This is a genomic window from Terrimonas sp., assembly GCF_003075435.1.
Lineage (GTDB): Bacteria > Bacteroidota > Bacteroidia > Chitinophagales > Chitinophagaceae > Agriterribacter.
Map to the genome: position 1 here is coordinate 72,447 of NZ_QCZJ01000004.1, position 17,504 is coordinate 89,950.

Below are 17,504 nucleotides of genomic sequence, written 5' to 3' on the forward strand. Positions count from 1 at the left end.
TATTGCATATGCTGCGTGCTTGTTCCTTTTTCTGATTGACTGCAACAAAGGTCATGCTTGCCGCAGCTTCCGGCAGCCGGCTATATTCTTATACCGGTATCTGCAAAAGCCTGCTCGTGCGCGAGATCTGCAATACATCCAGTTAAAGGAAATGCTCAATAACGGGTTACTGTCACTGGTCTTTTCAAAATACAAGCAAGTGGCGTTGCAGAAACGAGGTTACACCCGCGGGGTGTATCTGATCATAAGCAATATAACATTCCGTTTATTGCACAATCATTCCTGCAGATCATTTAAATGAATACGCACTTTTGTGCCTTTGTTTTTTTCACTTTCGATAAAAATTTTTGCATCCAGCCTTTTCGCAAAATCCCTGATGATCCGGTAACCAAAGCTGTTATTCGTAAACCCAAAAAAATCGGTGTTACCTTCATTCAACCCTTTTTGCAATTCTGCAAGAATTTCGGCAGAAATGCCCTTGCCTGTATCTGTTACAGTTATTATTATATCCTTCCCCTTTGCTGACGCACTCAAAATAATGGATCCGTGTTCAGTATGCTTATTTGAGTTATCTACAAGATTATGCAGGATGATCTTCAGGAGTTGCCTGTCGGTCCAAACACCCGTTTTTTTATCCATTTCCAATAGGAGCTTATTGTTATTCCATTCCAAAATATTATGAAAGAAGGATTTCATTTCATCAAAAAGCTCGGTGATTGAAATGTACTCTTTCCTGACAACAAAACCGCTTTGCTGAGCAGAAAGCCATACAAGAAATTCTTTAGTGAATGTATTAAGATGCCCGGTTGTTTTTTTTAGTTCATCTGCCAGTAAAGACAGTTGCTCCTGGTTTCCTTTTGGAAGTGCCTGCTGAAGATGGTTGCTCAAAAGATTAATGAAACGTACCGGCGACCTTATATCATGCAATACTATTGACGTAAGCTTGTCTTTGAGCAGGTTGCTCTTGTGCAGGTTTTCTTCTGAAGTACGGAGTTCTTCTATAGTTGTCTGCAACTTGTTAACTGATTGTTTGAGTTCATTAGTTCTTGTTTGTACAAGCTCTTCCAGCATCGTTTTTCTTGCTTCAAGACGCATTACCCTTGAGCGGGATTCTCCATATACCATAGCGATAAAAGCGAGCCCTACCGCCACCCAAAACCAGGTAGTTTGATAGAAGAACGGAGCTATAGAAAATGAACGGGAAAGTGTCTTATATTTATTCACTCCGAAACCCGATTTCATTCTCAGATCAAGTGAATATTTCCCAGGCGGAAGATAATTTATCTCAATTACCCCGTCAGGGCTGACCGGTTTCCATAACGCTTCATAATCATTTACCCTGTACTCAGTCATCATGTTAGTAAGATTACCGAAATATGGAGTAGATATTTCAAAACGAAAGTTTTGCGAACCTGCATTAAATGAAAGCGTTTCATCGAGGTCTATCTCAACAGTATCTACTTTTATTTTTTCAATTCTCAAATCGCCTGTTGGCAGTTCGGGATTGATTTTTGCAGGATCAAATATAACAAGCCCATTCATAGAAGGCAGGGAAAAACGCCCGTCACTTAACTGCAGTCCTACCGGATGAAATCCGCCATTGAACTCATTTGTAAAAAACCCATCGTTTTTATCGTAATAATGATAATAAACCTCTGTTGTTTTTCCTTCCATATAGGCATTTAGTTCAGCTGTTAACACCTGAAATAATCCTTTGTTGGTGGGTATCCACATAAACCCTCTGCCATCTTCCATGAAGCAATGACTGGAAGAAAGATATCCTTTTCTGTCGAGGGGCAGTTGATAAAACTTCGATCCGTTGTAGCAGTAAAAGCCATCACCATAAGTACCAATCCATATCTTTCCATCTTTGGACCTATGAAAATTTCTTATATATTTTTCCTTCATCTCTTCTATTTCTTCATCATCACCTGTTCGAAGGTCACATACAAACAAACCCCGGTTGGTACCTATCCACGCAGTAGTATCGTTGATGAAACATATAGCTTCCGTGCGCGATAATTTTTGCTTTTTTTTGTAAATAAAACGTAATCCTTCCGGCTCAAGTTTCATCAGGCTGTTATTGGTAATGCACCATATCTGTCCTTTCGGATCTTCCGCTATCTCTGTGAGATAAGTATCTGGCAGGTTGAAGGATTGTATCTTATGCAAATCGGAATCGACACATATCAGGCTGTCGAGGCGGCCATACCATATCCTGCCCATATGATCCTTCAGCAATGTATTTATGATCGCATAGTCAAAAAAAATGGTGTTAGCTCCCCTGGGTGTAAACTCAATACCGTTGGCTGTAAATATTGTTTGATCCCGTATTTCGACGGCTGCGCCAAAATTGTTCTCCAAAGCCGTTGTGTTTTGTCCCACTCTTGCTATGAACGGTTTCTCTTTAATAAGATAGAATCCATCGGTTACAGACCGTACAATATACATTTTATAGTGGTCTGAATAATAGATACCCTGCGCAGTTGGTAGTTTTACATCATCTACGCAAAGTGACAGGGAGAGCGCCCCGGCTGATTCCCGAAATGAATAAATCCTGTTTTTATATTTCATGAAAGAGCCCGTTGCATTCGAAAATACGTCGGACTGTTTTATATCGAAAGAGGTGTAATCTCCGTTCGCCGATAAAAGCCCCGCTATTGCATACGTTAAGGGTAACCTGCGCCCCTGCTCGTATACGCGGATATCTCCTTGTAGAGTGATTGTATATAATTTCTTATTGATCGTAAAATGACGCAGTGTTTGATTCGGGATAGAATCCAAAACCATAAGCTTTCCGGAATCCCAATACTTCAATACGTTGGTAATGATAAAATATGCTTTATCCTGGTCAATACTAAAAAACTCATGCGCCAGCGTACGGTTTTCTGCGTGAAGCGTAAGAGGGCTTACGTAATAAAGCGAATCTTTTTTATTTTTTACCTGCGCCCGTATATCCAAGACATAGCCGTATTTGCTCAGGAGAAAATTTTTCCTAGCTACGAACTCAGGCTTGTGTGTCATTTTTCCTGACGAATCGATAGAATGAACGACCCCGTTCTCATCCGCCAGAAAAATGGCGCCGGCTACATCCCTGCCTATTGCAAATATCCTGTTGGATGACAGCGTAGGAAGGTTCGTGGTGTTGTACATCCTGAAATTGTTCCCGTCGAACTTTACAACCCCGAATTGTGTAGATAACCAGAAGTATCCATTGGTATCCTCAACGAAACCTGTAACGTCGTTTGATGGTAAGCCGGTCTCGTCATTATAATGAACTATCCTGTATTGCCTGAACTGCGGCTGGGCATGCGCCTGTGTTAGCAAAATGCAACAGAATACCAGTAAATTCAGCCATGAATACCTTGACCAATAATGCATAAAAAATGTGTTGTTAACACGCATTTGAAGTAATACTTCTTTTACAAAACAAACTTTACTTTTCCTCCCCGTATTTTACCTTAGGCAATAATGCCATAAAGTTTTGCAAGGTCAGTCAGTTGTATAATGTTATGTACACGCAGCTTTTGAAATATATTAGCTTTATGAGTGCCGATTGTGGAAGCATGCAGGCTCATCGTTTCTGCAATCAGGGAAACCGAATCCCCCTTAATCAATTGCAGTACTACCTCAAATTCCCTTTTACTCAATTCATCAAAAGGGTTTTCTTTTTTCCTGTCAAGCGCCTCTGCAGATAACAACTGAGCAAGATTATTACTGATATACCTGTTGCCCTTTAAAACCGTCCATACAGCCTTTCTGATTTCTTCATCAGGTGATTCCTTGTTAAGGAATCCTTTTACACCCATTTGTAAAAATCGCTTTCCGTACCCTTCCTCGGAGTTCATGGTAAAAACAAGTATTTTAGTTCCGGGGTATACCGTCAGCATATATTCAATAAAGCCTACTGTATCTGTTCCAGGTATATTAACATCAAGAATAACCAGGGAATAAGCTTTATTTTTGAGGAGCGCCAGGGCATTATTTCCATCTTTCGCTTCATCAATTTCAAGTGACGCACTTTCCTGAGAAAAAAGGTACATGATGCCTGCTCTTACTACCGAATGGTCATCCACTATTAATATGCTGTTCATTGCAGTTCTTGTAAAAGCAAAAATATTAAATATGATCGATCAGCGCGGAGCATCTTTATCCTAATAAATTAGAAATATCATGAAATTTAAGTAGTTATTTTTCTATATAACATTCGTATAATACCTTGTACAATGTCTTCCTGATTTTACAATCCCTGTTGCCAGCATTTTGAACCAGCTAGTGGTTTTTCCAAATCAAATTCGTGTTATTTCCAGCTTGACTTTCAAGGCATTACCGGCTATTAGCTTTAAGTTTTCAAAACATAAAATACTTATCCGGTTATGGAAAATAGAGAAAAAAAAATAACAAGAAAAGATGAAATATTACTTGCTTTTCTTTCACTAATGGAGAAACATTTTGATGATCTGCTGAAAGGTAAAGTGCTGAAGCTTTACAGAATCAGGGACTTTGCGGCATATCTTCACATTCATCCCACGCATTTCAGTGATACCATAAAAAAAGCCTGCGGCCGTTCCCCCTGGAACATCTATGAGGAAAGGATTATTTCTGAAGCAAAAAAGATGTTGCAAAATACCAGCCTGTCCATTTCTGACATTTCCTATAACCTCAGCTTCGATGATCCGTCAAATTTCACTAAATTTTTCAAAATGCGTGAGGGATGCACACCAAGCAGTTATCGCAAACGCAAGTGTGCAGAAATTAATGATGAAATGCCCCAAACCGTTTTTACAGAAGGATCTCAACTATATTTTTACCCCCAAAATGCCTGGATTAGCATGCCTGCCGCTAAGCTTTTCACAGGGATTTTACGAAGCCCGGAACCGGATTGCATATAGCAATCGAACTGGCAGGTATTGTTGCAGCACTATACAAAACAAAGAAAGGATTGCAAATTACAATCCTTTCATGCGGACCGGACAGTATAAGTCCGATGGTTCTATCTTATTGAGTATCAGCGCTGTTCTTTTTGAGGTCTACTTTTGGCCTACTTTTGAGAGCTAATTATCGCTTATCTTACTGCTCTTTATATTACTTAACGTTAATGCCATAAAATTAGGCGCCTTTTTAATTAGTTGACCCTCAAAAAGTGGTTAGAGTTCCGTAAAAGAATCGGAACAGCAGGAATGGAGGAGATATTTAAAGAAAGCATACGCATTAATGATAAAGATAGTGATGGCGATACCTTAACAGTAGATACCACCGTACAGGAAAAAAATATTACCTATCCCACAGATACTAAACTGCATCAAAAAATAATAAAGAAATGTGTTGGCATTTCCAGAGCTGAAGGTATTGTTTTACGACAGAGTTATCGCTTTACGCTCAGGAAACTGAATGTACTGTTACGTTTTCAACATACCCGTCAAGGGAGTGCGCAGGCAAGAAAAGCCAGGAAGAAGATTAAAACAATAGCAGGACGTTTACAAAGGGAGCTATGCAGAAAACTATCTCCATCAGCCTTTGAAAAGCATCAGCAACAACTCGCTATCTACAAAAAAGTATTACAACAAAAGCGAAGTGACAGCAATAAGATTTACAGCCTGCACGAACCAGAAGTAAAATGCTACACCTAGGGAAAGGAGCATAAGAAATTTGAGTTTGGCCGTAAAGTCTCCATTCTTATTACACAAAGCAGCGGGATAATAGTTGGTGCATTAAACTTTAATGAAAACATACACGACTCCAAAACATTACCATCTGTATTAGAACAATACGAACGCTTAAACAATAAGAAACCTGTAGAAGTGTATGCAGACCGTGGTTATCGCGGTCCAAAACAGGTGAATGCTGTAGACATAAAAGTACCTGTACCTAATAAAAGTATTGCAAAAGCACAGCGCAAAAAGCATAGCCGCCGTGCTGCCATAGAACCTGTCATCAGCCATTTAAAATTTGATTACAGGCTGATGCGTAATTTTTTGAAAGGGTCTGTAGGCGATAGCATCAACCTGTTATTAAGTGCAGCAGCCTTTAACTTTAAGCGAGTCATGAACCTCTGGCGTACAGAGGCAATACAATGTTGGCAACTATTGTTTTTATTGATAAAACAGTTTATCGGGTTTTTATGCCCCCAAAAATTCAAAATTGACTTTTTGAGGGTTAACTATTTAACTTTACTGCAAAACTCAACTGACGGTTCGCTATTGTCGCACCATCGCAAAGCCGCGTATGTTAGGCACAATACAATGCGACCTTTCATAATTATAATATTGACATTTTGGACATTTAGTTCTACTGCGCAGACTAAGCTTCTGAAAATATTTAAAAAGACAGAGTACATCAATGACAATATATATAGGCAGACTTACGATACATTGATATTGACAAATCCATTTATTGACATTTTTTTCTTTAAGAAAAATTTCTATTTTCCTCATTATTTACCAGACAAGTTTATTGATGAGAAATATAAAAATAAAAGAATATCAGTATGGAGTGATCGGAAAGGCAAGAAAGACTATAAACTGAACTGGGAAAACACGTATGCTTATGACAAGGCTGGTCGTTTAACAGACTATACTTATTCTGGATGTTTAGTATGTTCAGCTTTTCCATACAATTATAAAGTGACATACAATAAACAAGGACAGGTTGAGCAACTCAAAAACACAATCAATGAAAAAGACTGTTTTAAAATCTACTATTCCGATAAAGGCTACATTATTAAACTTGAAAAATATTCAATGAACAAATTAGAAACAGAAATATTAGTGGTGAACTGAAATGTGCTGTGCCTAACATGCGGCTTGGCCATATGGCGGCTGGACAAATATATGCCCGGTATTTTGTAAACCTATGCCAGGAATATTTATCTTTAACTGTCAACTTTTTTCAGGACGGGTCATATCTTATTAAGCATTTGCTTCCAGCGGAACGTTTTTCCAATTCCGTCACATACACAAATGCACAACTGTTGTAGGCAAGCATATTCGAACAGTAGTAATTTTAAACCGGGTTGACGCTCAACACTTTTTATTAAAGCTTATTGCTTATGCAAAATAGCCGGCGAGAATTTATTCGAAACTCAATGCTGCTTTCTGGTGGAACAGGGCTTAATATATCTTCGGTTTTAAATGAGACCTATTTCCCCAATAAAATGGGCGACAGGTTAGTATTGTTGGGTACACAGGGAGGGCCATTCATTCGCTCTTACAAGCAAACACCTTCCGCCAATCTGATCGTCTATAAAGATATTCCCTTTGTAATTGACACCGGATATGGAGCCACGTTTAAACTAAAAGAGGCTGGCATTAATTTAGCAACACTGAAGTATATTTTTATTACACATCTCCATACGGACCATTACCTTGACCTTGGTCCATTGCTTTATAACGCCTGGATTTCCGGGTTATCAGAACAGATTCACGTTTACGCGCCGGCAGGCGTTAAATCGCTCATTAAGGCTTTTTGGAAATCTAATCAGTATGACATTAATACACGCATAAAAGATGAAGGACGGACTGATATCAGAAAACTTATTACAACACATGAAATAAAGGAAGGGGTGCTCATAAAAAACCCTGATGTTGAAATCAGTGCTTTGAGAAATATCCATCCACCAATTGACAACAGTTACGCATTTAGATTTAAACTTGGCAAAAAAACTATTGTTTTTTCCGGAGACACAGCCTATTTCCCTTCACTGGCTACATTTTCGACAGGAGCTGATTATCTCGTTCATGAGGTTATGTATGTTCCTGCTGTTGATGACATTGCGAAAAGACGCCCGAATGCATCGAAACTAATTGCAAGTATCAAGTCGCACCATACCAGTGCAGAAGATGTTGGAAAAATAGCTCAGGCTGCAAGTATAAAAAATCTTATTCTAAATCATTTTGTTCCTCCTGACGATAAATCCTTGACTGATCAAAAATGGTTTGACGCCATAAAAAATACTTTTTCCGGGAACATAATAATTGGAAAAGATTTGTTGCAATTCGAAATATAAAATAAGAATATCTAATGCTATGCCTGCAACAACAGGCTATGTTAGATACAACCACCCCGGAAAAGTAATCAAGGAGATTATAACATGCAACGATCAGCAAACCTGGATTAACAAAGAAACTTTGCGTAAGTTATTATTTGGATAAGCTGGTGGACGAATTGGCGAAGGGTAAAAGGCGGAGAGGGATTTTAAGAAGTCAACTATTAAATAGACTAAACAATTAATAATTATGAAAAAGATACAATTTAATGTAAGTATAAATGCGCCTGCAAACAAAGTTTATGATGTAATGCTGGGCATTAGCAATAAGTCAACTTACGAGCAATGGACTGCTTTGTTTAATCCAACATCTACTTATGAAGGGAGTTGGGATAAGGGCAGCAAAATGCTATTCATTGGAACGGATGAGAAAGGAGAAAAAGGCGGTATGGTTTCGGAAATATTTGACAACATTCCTAATCGTTTTGTTTCAATCCGGCATTATGGAATTTTAAAAGCGAATGTAGAAATCACAGAAGGCCCGGAAGTAGAACAATGGGCGAATGGATTTGAGAATTATACTTTCGAAGAAAACAAAGGAACTACTACGGTTACTGTTGATCTGGACATTACAGAAGATTTTTTAGATTATATGAATCAGAACTACCCCAAAGCACTCGGCAGACTGAAAGAAATATGTGAAAAATAAAATGTCATGAAAACCTAACCATGACAAAGCCTGTAATATCCAGACTTTCGTTTCGTCACCAGAACGAGCAATGAAGGTGCTGTTGAGCGAAACCTAAGGTAGCAGCTCTTGCACTATGGAGTTGCGGCTATTTGAGCTTGAGCTTTTTATAGACCCGCATATAAAATTTCTTACCCGTAAATTTCAGCCCCGGACACAGGTTGGGTTCATAATTTTTTTGTTACCCGCATTTCAATATTAAAGACGAAACCTCCGCTTAAGGCAATCAACAGCCCGGTCACAATAATTCATCAGCACATCATTAGCGAATCAACCGGGAGGGTCATGGATTACCGCCATCACACTGTCATATAAAAGTCATTTTACCTTTTTCGTAAATTATTTTTCTAAATAGGTAAAACCTTCACACGCAATTTGAAGGACTTTGCGGTCCGTTTTTTAATTATCAAATAAATGTTTACTTACATGACAAAACTGCTTTTCTTCCTAAGCGCCTTTATATTTTCACTGCAAACCTTATATGCTCAATCCTCCGGAAGTATTAAGGGTATAGTGACTACCAGCGATAACAAACCTGCCGCTGCCGTAACAGTCCACATAAAAGGAACCAATAAATCGACCCTTACCGACGATAAAGGAAACTTTCGTTTCAAAAATATTGCTCCTTCAGCTTATATACTTGAGGTTTCATTAGTTGGATATGCTGATGTTGACCAACGTGTAACAGTAATCTCAAACGAGGAAGCAAGGGTAGGTATTCAGCTGCAGGTTACCGCCAATACTTTGCAGGAAGTTGTAATATCCGGCGGAACCAACAAATTTGCGAAAAAAGAAAGCGAGTTTGTTGCGCGTTTGCCGCTAACAAATCTTGAAAACCCACAATCATATTCAGTAGTTACAAAAGAAATTATGCAGGAGCAGCTTGTGACCACTACAGAAGGCGCTTTAAAGAACGCGGCCGGTATCAGCAATGCGGCGCCCGGACCCGGGGGTGGTGGCACAAGTGTTGGCTTTGCCTCAAGAGGTTTTCGCACAGGCTCTACTAACACCCGCAATGGTTTAACCGCGGGAAATGTTACACTGCTGGATCCTGTAAATATGGAAAGAATTGAAGCTATCAAAGGTCCCTCTGCTACCTTATTTGGATCGCAGGCTGTATCATACGGGGGGCTGGTGAATATTGTTACCAAGCAGCCATTTGAAACCTTTAAAGGAGAAGTTGGCTATACTGCAGGCAGCTTTGGTTTTAACCGTGTTACCGCCGATATTAATACTCCTTTAAACGAAGAAAAAACAGCATTGTTCCGCATAAATGCAGCAGGTGAAACGCAAAATGGTTTCCAGGATTATGGCCAGGCAAGCACCTTTGATATTGCTCCCAGCTTTTTATATAAAGCAAACGACCGGCTTGTTATTCGCCTCGATGCCGAAGTATTTACCACTAAGCGGCCCATAATTCTGTACGCACCCTGGGGTGGCGCCGGCGCCGGCAACTTTAGCGAACTTGGATTGGATATAAAACAATCTTTTTCCGGCGAAGGTTTAGATAGCCGCCAGGCTACTACTAACCTGTTTGCAAGAGCTGATTATAAAATTTCCGGCAACTGGACTTCTCAAACCAATTTCAGCTATACACTTGGCAATAATCACACTAAATACTGTTCCTGAATATTGAGCAATATCCGGATGATTCACGCTATGTAAGCCGGGAAAATTATGACGTAAACGGTACTTTATCCAGCACTGATTTTCAGCAAAATTTTATCGGCGATTTTACAATAGGCAACTTTAGAAACCGCTTGCTGATAGGCTTCGATTATCTGCGTTATACTTATGCCTCTACCCGTATTGATGCTTATTTTGATACGGTAGACATACACTACAGCACGCCACAGCCTATCAATATTTACAATGTAAACCAGGTACTGGCTGCATCACCTGCAAGGCGGTATGCAGGCAATGATCAAACCTATAGCGCCTATATTTCTGATGTATTCAATATCACGGATAAATTACTGGCAATGGCAAGCGTTCGTATAGACAGGTATGTTGAGCCCGGTGATGATGGTTTAAAGCAAACAGCGCTTTCGCCGAAATTTGGTTTGGTGTATCAGTTGGTAAAAAACAAGGTATCCCTGTTTGGTAATTATATGAATGGCTTTCAAAATTCTTATGGCGAAGATTCAAAAGGTAATGCCTTTAAACCTCAACAGGCAAACCAGCTTGAAGGTGGTGTAAAGCTCGATGTATTTGATCATAAGCTGAGCGCTACCATTAGCTACTACAATATTAAAGTACAAGATGTTTTACGTACCGATCCCAATGATCCAACATGCTCTATCCAGGATGGTACACAACGCAGCCAGGGTATAGATGTGGATATTATCGCTAATCCTTTGCCTGGTTTAAATATTGTAGCAGGTTACGCTTACAACGACAATAAATATATACAGGCTGAAGATTATTTAATTGGCAAAAGAAATACCGGCACACCGTGGAACACGGGTAATATTTGGGTGAGCTATAAAGCTGTCAGGGGTGCATTACACGGTTTAGGCATCGGCGCCGGCGCTAATTTCTCCGGTTCAACGTATGCCTTAAATGATGATAACAGTTTTGTATTAGATGGCTATAAAATTTTTGATGCAACTGCATTTTATGATTTCACAAAATGGAGGCTCAGCGTTAAATTAAATAATATTGGTAACCTTAAATACTGGGTTGCTGATTATTATCCTGTGCCGCAGGCGCCAAGACAGTTCCTGGCGAGCTTAACGGTGCGTTTTTAATTTTTTAAATCCGGATATTCAAGGGACGTTTTTATTGTACTGTAACAGCTCAAACTTTTATAAACCTCACAGGTTGAAAGACTGTGAGGTTTATTTTTCCTCCACCGGCAAAAACACATTCACATCAGGGTGCATGGTATACAGCCTGTATCCTTTTCCATTATTTACCACAATGCCGCTCGATCTGTAAAGTAAAGACCTATAAGGTTTGCCGGGCTGGATTGCTGCGCTGCAAACCTTATAGGTCTCATAGGCTGTTTACTGCTCATATACCTTTACTAAAATTAAAAAGCGGCAGGAATAAAATGGCACGACAGAGATATTAGGAAAGATTAAAAAAAAATCAAGACTTTCAGGATATAATTTCTACCCGATAACTTTTTAGCCAGGGCAACAACTCCAGGCATAATATATTTATTGATTCAATCCATCTAAAATCCGTAAAGTTCACCATATATGTTTGCTATAGTTTGCCGAACTTTATAAGTTGATAAAATCGTATAGTTGCAATGGGTTATTCAGAAGGCAAAGAAGAAAAAAGGAGTATAGAAATAACAAGACAATATTTTGATTTTTTAGATCAGCATATAACCGATGTGATCAGTGGTCGCGTACCAGCGTTTATGGAACTTAATCAAATTGCCCGGGAGCTTGCGGTGTCACACAAGCATCTTACCGATATTATTCAACAGGAAAAAGGAAATCATCCCTGTCATTTTTATGATGCTAAAATTATTGATAAGGCAAAAAGGTTGTTGATAAATACCAATAATTCAATAGCTGAAATTGCTTTGACGCTGACGTATGATCCTTCTAATTTTTCAAAATTTTTCAAAAAATGGACCGGTGAAACGCCGGGTAATTTCAGGAAATCAAATAAAAAAAACGTTTCGTAATATTTCCGTAAAGTTCACCATAATGCACCTGTTACGTTGTGGAACTTTGCCATACAACAAAATTTTAAAGATTATGGCACGTAACGATGTAAAAGGACAAGTAATACTTATTGCCGGAGGCGGTAAAAATTTGGGAGGTTTATTAAGCAGAGATTTTGCTGCAAAGGGAGCGAAGCTTGTTATTCATTATAACAGCGGCAGTACAAAAGATGATGCCGAAAAAACACTGGCAGATGTAAAGTCAGCAGGCGCAGAAGCCGTTCTGGTACAGGGTGATCTTACCAAAATTGAAAATATCTCTAAGCTTTTTGATGCTGCTACAGAACAATTCGGAGGTATAGATATTGCTGTTAATACTGTAGGTAAAGTGTTGAAAAAACCTTTTGTAGATACTACCGAAGCAGAGTATGATAGCATGAGTGATATCAATTCCAAAGTAGCCTATTTCTTTATTCAGGAAGCCGGGAAGAAACTGAATGACAATGGTAAGATATGTACTATTGTTACCTCCCTGTTGGCAGCATATACAGGCTTATATTCTACCTATGAAGGTATGAAAGCGCCTGTAGAGCATTTTACAAGAGCCGCATCCAAGGAATTTGGCGGACGGGGCATTTCTGTAACCGCTGTTGCACCCGGACCAATGGATACGCCATTTTTCTATGGTCAGGAAGCACCGGAGGCTGTAGCTTATCATAAATCAGCTTCCGCATTAGGAGGGTTAACTGATATCAGAGATATTGCACCATTGGTTGAATTTTTAGTTACAGATGGATGGTGGATTACCGGGCAAACCATTTTTGCAAATGGCGGGTACACTACAAGATAATATTGTCTAAAATATTAGCAAAGGCAAATAGCATTTATTGTTTGCCTTTGCTTTTAAATTAATGATGAAATGCTTTTTAAAATAATTAATGCTGTGCTTATACTTGTTGCTGTATTTATGGGCTTTAAACAGGGGTATGCTATGTATTCCGGAAAACCGGAAATGATGGAAATGTTTGGTAAATGGGGATTTACAAAGAATGCTGTAATGGTTACAGGTGTAGTTACCATGCTGGCAGCTATACTGATTTTGTTTCCTAAAACATTTGTATGGGGAAATTTTCTGATGGCGGCTGGAGTTTTAATGATTATCTGTTTTCATCTTTTAGATAAAGATTTAAAAGGGGTGGCAATAGAACTTCCTTTTTTGTTATTGAACCTGATTGTAATTTATTTACAGCATCCGCTAAAATCTTTTACATAATCACATGAAATATTTTATAACACTTTTGGTTGTTTCGCTTTCATTATACACCTGCGGGCAAAATAAAAACAATCGTATATTATCAAATAAAAACAATAAAGCTGATCAGAAAATGGATATGTCAAAAATAAAAAACGAAAAAGTAAAGCAGGCCATTGAAGCGCTGCAATCCGGGGATAAAAGCTGGTATTCATTGTTTACCGAAAACCCGGTTATGACTGATGACGGTAACCAGGTAGATTTTAAAAACTTTTTTTCAAAAGCATTGGGTAAAGAAAAATTCATAACTATTGACAAAGTTGAAAATAACGGAAGAGAGGTGTACGGAAATTTTAAGGCGGGGCAATGGGGAACATTTAAAGTATTTTTTAAATTTCATCAGAACGCAGAAGGAAAGTTTGACAGACTAGATATAGGACAGGCGAATTATTAATTTCTTATGTAATCATTATGAATAATCAACACTTAGATACAGTAAAAAACTGGTATCCGAAGGCTTTAACCTCTATTGATACTGTTAATCGTTTATTAGATACGATTGAGAGAGAATTAGGATTAAAACCTAACCAGTTAATGCACGCCGACAGCATGTGTTGTGATGATGTGAACGCCATTCAATATCCGCCGAGAGCATTAAATATGCTTGGACCTTTTCATATGGGAGGATTAAATGGTTTTCCTTTTGCCGGCATTACCGGAATGAACGCTTTTGCCCATCATGTTCCCGAAGACGGAGCCGTTATTGTTTTTTACGCCCCACACATTGGTATTACGAAAGATGGTACTATCGGCGAAATTAGCCGTATTGGTCAAAGTAACAATTCTGCCTGTTGTGGAGCAGCTAAAGGCGCTTTGGGTAAATTGGTAAATGGTGAGATTATAGAAGGAAATATTTCATCCCTGGATTTTCAGATGAATACGATTGAGCAGATTTTTTTGCATCATAAAGAAAGAATATTAAAAGCCGGGAATCAGCTTTTTGAAGCTACTGAAGTAATGTATGAAGCCATTGATGACCGCATTGAAGTACTTGTGAAAGAAACACATTATTCATGTAAATATGTATTGCTTGTAGGAGCTGTTTTCATTAATGGCGATAAAGAAATGGGATCATTCTGCCAGTATAAAAAGTTCGATTGCCTGAATCTCGAAACCGGTGAAAGAAGTAGTTTGATGGATAAGTATTATGAATATTGATTTTCCTTGATTAAACATTGTTGTGTTTTCTAACGAGTAAAATCTATTTTTCTCCAAGAGGTAAAAACACATTCACATCAGGGTGCATGGTGTACAGCCTGTATCCTTTTCCATTATTTACCATAATGCCGCTCGATCTGTTATGCTGCATTATAGGATTATGCTCATACTTTTTCCAGTGAATAAGATCATCACTCATGGCAATATTAACACTCCATTCTTTCCATTCTTTAGTATCTGATGCGTGATAGTATCCATAATATTTACCATCGTATTTTATTACCTGGTTCATGGCTACGGCATATTTATCGTATGCATCAGGGCCTAAAGCCAGCACAGGATCATCCTGCACATTTGTCCAAACGTTCATATCCTTTGATGTTGCCAGCCAGATACCGAGATCGCCTCTTTCATAAAACAAATACCATGTTTTGTTTTCGTACCATATGGTTGGAGTGCCATATTCGCCTTTGTCAATAGGCTCGCCATTGGTTTTTCGGATATCAATATTGCCTTTTTCTTTCCAGTTAATACCATCCGCTGAAATAAGTATATGCGCTATATCGTTTCTGCCTTCTGCAAACATATAGTAGATACTATCGTGCTTAATGATACACATATCTTCTACCCAATCAGCATCGTATATAGGTTTGTCACTATAACGTTTCCATGTAAGTCCATCGGTTGATGTTGCATAACCAGGATGCCTGTCTGCTTTTTCATTGTTATAACCGGTATACCACATGCGGTAAATACTGTCTTCAAATAATATATACCCACGTTCCCGTATTTTTTTATCCCAGGTATTGGCATTGGTGCCGGTAAAAACAGGATTGTGCTGATAAGGTTCAAAATGAACGAGTTCAGTTGGAAAGGAATCTGATACAGGTATATTTTGTTTTTGCTGAGATTGCCGGCACCCTGATAATATAACAATAGCCAGCATTACCGTATATGATTTAGTCATAGTTATTATGTATAAATATATATGAGATAGAAAGGGTGGAAGTATACCCTGTGTTATGTAAGGGGAAATGTAAAAAATCGTTTCAGGCTCACATTTCACGAAAAATATACCCAACCCTATGTTGATTAGTTTACAGCTACTTCATCTGATGACTTTACCCAACGTACTTTTAAGTCAGGTTCCGGTATGTTTTTATCTACCGGGAACATTGGACGTTGAATGCTTTTATAAGGCAACCTTGCCAGGTCCTGGTCAACACCACCGGGTGTAAGCGCCAGTAGCCAATCAGCCCGCATATTATATAATTCTGGTTCCAGGTAACCGATCTTCACCACAACAATCGCCGCTTTGCGGGGTTCGAGCTTCAGGTTTGTAAAGTCGGCTTCTTTGTGATAGGGCTTTCTTTTTTGTGTAACAATAACAAATACCGACCCGGTTTGAATAACTGCTTCCACACCTGCATTGGCATCGCCTTCACGAATAGCATACACTGTTCCTTCTATTAATAACGGTGGCGCATACCTGCTGTCTACCTCCGCGCCAACCAGCCCTTTTACCTTTCCGCCAACGCCTGCAGCCAATGCTTTTTTTATCATATCCGGTCCCGGGATAGATGCATACATCAAAACAGGTCCGTTTGGTTTTTTAAATTCTTTTCTTGCTAATATCTGTTGCAGCGACCAGGTAACATCACCCGCTCCGCCTGCAGTGGGGTTGTCGCCGGAATCACTGATAAAGAATGGATGCTTTTCACTTGATACCGCCTTATCAAGGCATTCCTTAAGATTGCCTGTAGGCGCCACAAAATGAAACTCATTCCTTACACGCCAGAAATGATTTGCTAATTCCTCTGCAGCATTTGTTACTGCTTCTTTGTCATCACCGGTAACCATTATCACGCCATGATTACGTGGTTCATCCGCCCAGGGGTAACCCATCCATACAGCGGCTTCAATTACACCATCTTTTACAGCGGCTGTCCTTACATTTTCATATAAGCTCTTTGCCGGTTCAATGCGGGTGCTGGTTTGTTCACCGGGCAACAAAATGGGCACAGGTATCCATGCTTTGTATTTTGGTTTGCCACTGCCAGATTCAAGTCGCTGTAATAATTGTTCAACAGAGCGTTGCTTGGTTTCCTGCGCATCTTCATGCGGCGCCATCCTGTAGCAGGTGATCAGGTCCGATTGTTGTGCTAAACGCATAGACACATTTCCATGCAGATCCATTGAGGTGGAGATAATGGTTTTTGGCCCTGTTATTTTCCTGATTCTCGTTATCATATCGCCTTCGGGGTCATCCAGTCCAACAACACTCATAGCGCCGTGTATATCAAAGAACAATCCGTCGTACGGAAGATTTTTCTTCAATGAATCAAGCATATACCCAAGCATTGTTTCGTATGCTTCACGGGTTACTGCACCGCCAGGCAGGGAGCGGGCTGTAACAGCAGGCAGCCACACAGCGCGGCTTCTTACATTTGAACCGGTTTGCATAAAGCCCGGGTAAGAAGTATAAATCTGTTCTCCTCTTTTAATAGTAAAGGCGGCTTCGGTGCTTAATGCAGGAGAAAAGGTGCTCGACTCAATACCAATGCCGGCAATGCCGATACGGGGCAGTGGATCATTACTTTTAGCAAACAGGGGAAGATATGCGATCAGTAATGTTGACAGGAATATAATATGTTTGAGCATAATGCTGCTTTTTTGA

15 protein-coding genes and 1 pseudogene are annotated in these 17,504 nt (G+C 39.3%); 12 read left to right on the plus strand and 4 right to left on the minus strand.

Annotated elements, in window-relative coordinates; all coding sequences use genetic code 11:
* Positions 1-276 precede the first annotated feature (276 nt).
* Positions 277-3,381, minus strand: a complete 3,105-nt coding sequence (locus DC498_RS06350) for a ligand-binding sensor domain-containing protein (protein WP_165813769.1) — start codon at positions 3,379-3,381, stop codon at positions 277-279.
* Positions 3,382-3,461: 80 nt separating this feature from the next.
* A complete protein-coding gene (locus DC498_RS06355) occupies positions 3,462-4,094 on the minus strand; it encodes a response regulator (protein ID WP_116873311.1) in 633 nt (210 codons plus the stop codon).
* Between the two features lie 282 nt (positions 4,095-4,376).
* Here DC498_RS06355 and DC498_RS06360 point away from each other — a divergent pair, with 282 nt between their 5' ends.
* The 12 genes and pseudogenes from DC498_RS06360 (at position 4,377) to DC498_RS06415 (ending at position 14,827) form a co-directional block, all read left to right on the plus strand.
* Complete coding sequence (locus DC498_RS06360; protein WP_116873312.1) at positions 4,377-4,892, plus strand: helix-turn-helix domain-containing protein; 516 nt, start codon at positions 4,377-4,379, stop codon at positions 4,890-4,892.
* A gap of 288 nt (positions 4,893-5,180) precedes the next feature.
* Complete coding sequence (locus tag DC498_RS06365) at positions 5,181-5,630, plus strand: hypothetical protein (protein ID WP_116873313.1); 450 nt, start codon at positions 5,181-5,183, stop codon at positions 5,628-5,630.
* Positions 5,631-5,651: 21 nt separating this feature from the next.
* Positions 5,652-6,779, plus strand: a pseudogene (locus DC498_RS06370) (transposase); the annotation flags it as partial.
* 305 nt (positions 6,780-7,084) lie between these two features.
* The gene (locus tag DC498_RS06375; RefSeq protein ID WP_165813770.1) at positions 7,085-8,005 is read left to right on the plus strand and encodes an MBL fold metallo-hydrolase; all 921 of its coding nucleotides are present in this window, start codon (positions 7,085-7,087) and stop codon (positions 8,003-8,005) included.
* Between the two features lie 229 nt (positions 8,006-8,234).
* Positions 8,235-8,693 carry an SRPBCC domain-containing protein gene (locus DC498_RS06380; RefSeq protein WP_116873316.1) on the plus strand — a complete coding sequence of 153 codons (459 nt, stop codon included), beginning with the start codon at positions 8,235-8,237 and terminating at the stop codon, positions 8,691-8,693.
* A gap of 465 nt (positions 8,694-9,158) precedes the next feature.
* Positions 9,159-10,361: a TonB-dependent receptor gene (locus DC498_RS06385; protein ID WP_165813771.1), complete on the plus strand. Its 1,203-nt coding sequence runs from the start codon at positions 9,159-9,161 to the stop codon at positions 10,359-10,361.
* Between the two features lie 2 nt (positions 10,362-10,363).
* Entirely contained in the window at positions 10,364-11,482 is a 1,119-nt protein-coding gene (locus tag DC498_RS06390; RefSeq protein ID WP_255415833.1) for a TonB-dependent siderophore receptor, read from the plus strand.
* Positions 11,483-11,991: 509 nt separating this feature from the next.
* Positions 11,992-12,378: a helix-turn-helix domain-containing protein gene (locus tag DC498_RS06395; protein WP_116873319.1), complete on the plus strand. Its 387-nt coding sequence runs from the start codon at positions 11,992-11,994 to the stop codon at positions 12,376-12,378.
* 73 nt (positions 12,379-12,451) lie between these two features.
* The gene (locus DC498_RS06400; protein ID WP_116873320.1) at positions 12,452-13,207 is read left to right on the plus strand and encodes an SDR family oxidoreductase; all 756 of its coding nucleotides are present in this window, start codon (positions 12,452-12,454) and stop codon (positions 13,205-13,207) included.
* Between the two features lie 69 nt (positions 13,208-13,276).
* Complete coding sequence (locus DC498_RS06405) at positions 13,277-13,630, plus strand: DoxX family protein (RefSeq protein ID WP_116873321.1); 354 nt, start codon at positions 13,277-13,279, stop codon at positions 13,628-13,630.
* A gap of 4 nt (positions 13,631-13,634) precedes the next feature.
* Complete coding sequence (locus DC498_RS06410; RefSeq protein WP_206197542.1) at positions 13,635-14,063, plus strand: hypothetical protein; 429 nt, start codon at positions 13,635-13,637, stop codon at positions 14,061-14,063.
* 17 nt (positions 14,064-14,080) lie between these two features.
* On the plus strand, positions 14,081-14,827 hold the full coding sequence (locus DC498_RS06415; RefSeq protein WP_116873322.1) for a hypothetical protein: 747 nt from the start codon (positions 14,081-14,083) through the stop codon (positions 14,825-14,827).
* A 43-nt stretch (positions 14,828-14,870) separates the two neighbouring features.
* Here the strand turns inward: DC498_RS06415 and DC498_RS06420 are convergent, their stop codons facing one another.
* The gene (locus tag DC498_RS06420; RefSeq protein WP_116873323.1) at positions 14,871-15,794 is read right to left on the minus strand and encodes a glycosylase; all 924 of its coding nucleotides are present in this window, start codon (positions 15,792-15,794) and stop codon (positions 14,871-14,873) included.
* Between the two features lie 125 nt (positions 15,795-15,919).
* On the minus strand, positions 15,920-17,488 hold the full coding sequence (locus tag DC498_RS06425) for a M81 family metallopeptidase (protein ID WP_116873324.1): 1,569 nt from the start codon (positions 17,486-17,488) through the stop codon (positions 15,920-15,922).
* Between the last annotated feature and the right edge of the window lie 16 nt (positions 17,489-17,504).

Coding starts and splice junctions, on each gene's coding strand:
- DC498_RS06350 (WP_165813769.1), bottom strand. CDS start 3,381: ATGCATTATTGGTCAAGGTATTCATGGCTGAATTTACTGGTATTCTGT.
- DC498_RS06355 (WP_116873311.1), bottom strand. CDS start 4,094: ATGAACAGCATATTAATAGTGGATGACCATTCGGTAGTAAGAGCAGGC.
- DC498_RS06360 (WP_116873312.1), top strand. CDS start 4,377: ATGGAAAATAGAGAAAAAAAAATAACAAGAAAAGATGAAATATTACTT.
- DC498_RS06365 (WP_116873313.1), top strand. CDS start 5,181: ATGGAGGAGATATTTAAAGAAAGCATACGCATTAATGATAAAGATAGT.
- DC498_RS06375 (WP_165813770.1), top strand. CDS start 7,085: ATGCTGCTTTCTGGTGGAACAGGGCTTAATATATCTTCGGTTTTAAAT.
- DC498_RS06380 (WP_116873316.1), top strand. CDS start 8,235: ATGAAAAAGATACAATTTAATGTAAGTATAAATGCGCCTGCAAACAAA.
- DC498_RS06385 (WP_165813771.1), top strand. CDS start 9,159: ATGACAAAACTGCTTTTCTTCCTAAGCGCCTTTATATTTTCACTGCAA.
- DC498_RS06395 (WP_116873319.1), top strand. CDS start 11,992: ATGGGTTATTCAGAAGGCAAAGAAGAAAAAAGGAGTATAGAAATAACA.
- DC498_RS06400 (WP_116873320.1), top strand. CDS start 12,452: ATGGCACGTAACGATGTAAAAGGACAAGTAATACTTATTGCCGGAGGC.
- DC498_RS06405 (WP_116873321.1), top strand. CDS start 13,277: ATGCTTTTTAAAATAATTAATGCTGTGCTTATACTTGTTGCTGTATTT.
- DC498_RS06410 (WP_206197542.1), top strand. CDS start 13,635: ATGAAATATTTTATAACACTTTTGGTTGTTTCGCTTTCATTATACACC.
- DC498_RS06415 (WP_116873322.1), top strand. CDS start 14,081: ATGAATAATCAACACTTAGATACAGTAAAAAACTGGTATCCGAAGGCT.
- DC498_RS06420 (WP_116873323.1), bottom strand. CDS start 15,794: ATGACTAAATCATATACGGTAATGCTGGCTATTGTTATATTATCAGGG.
- DC498_RS06425 (WP_116873324.1), bottom strand. CDS start 17,488: ATGCTCAAACATATTATATTCCTGTCAACATTACTGATCGCATATCTT.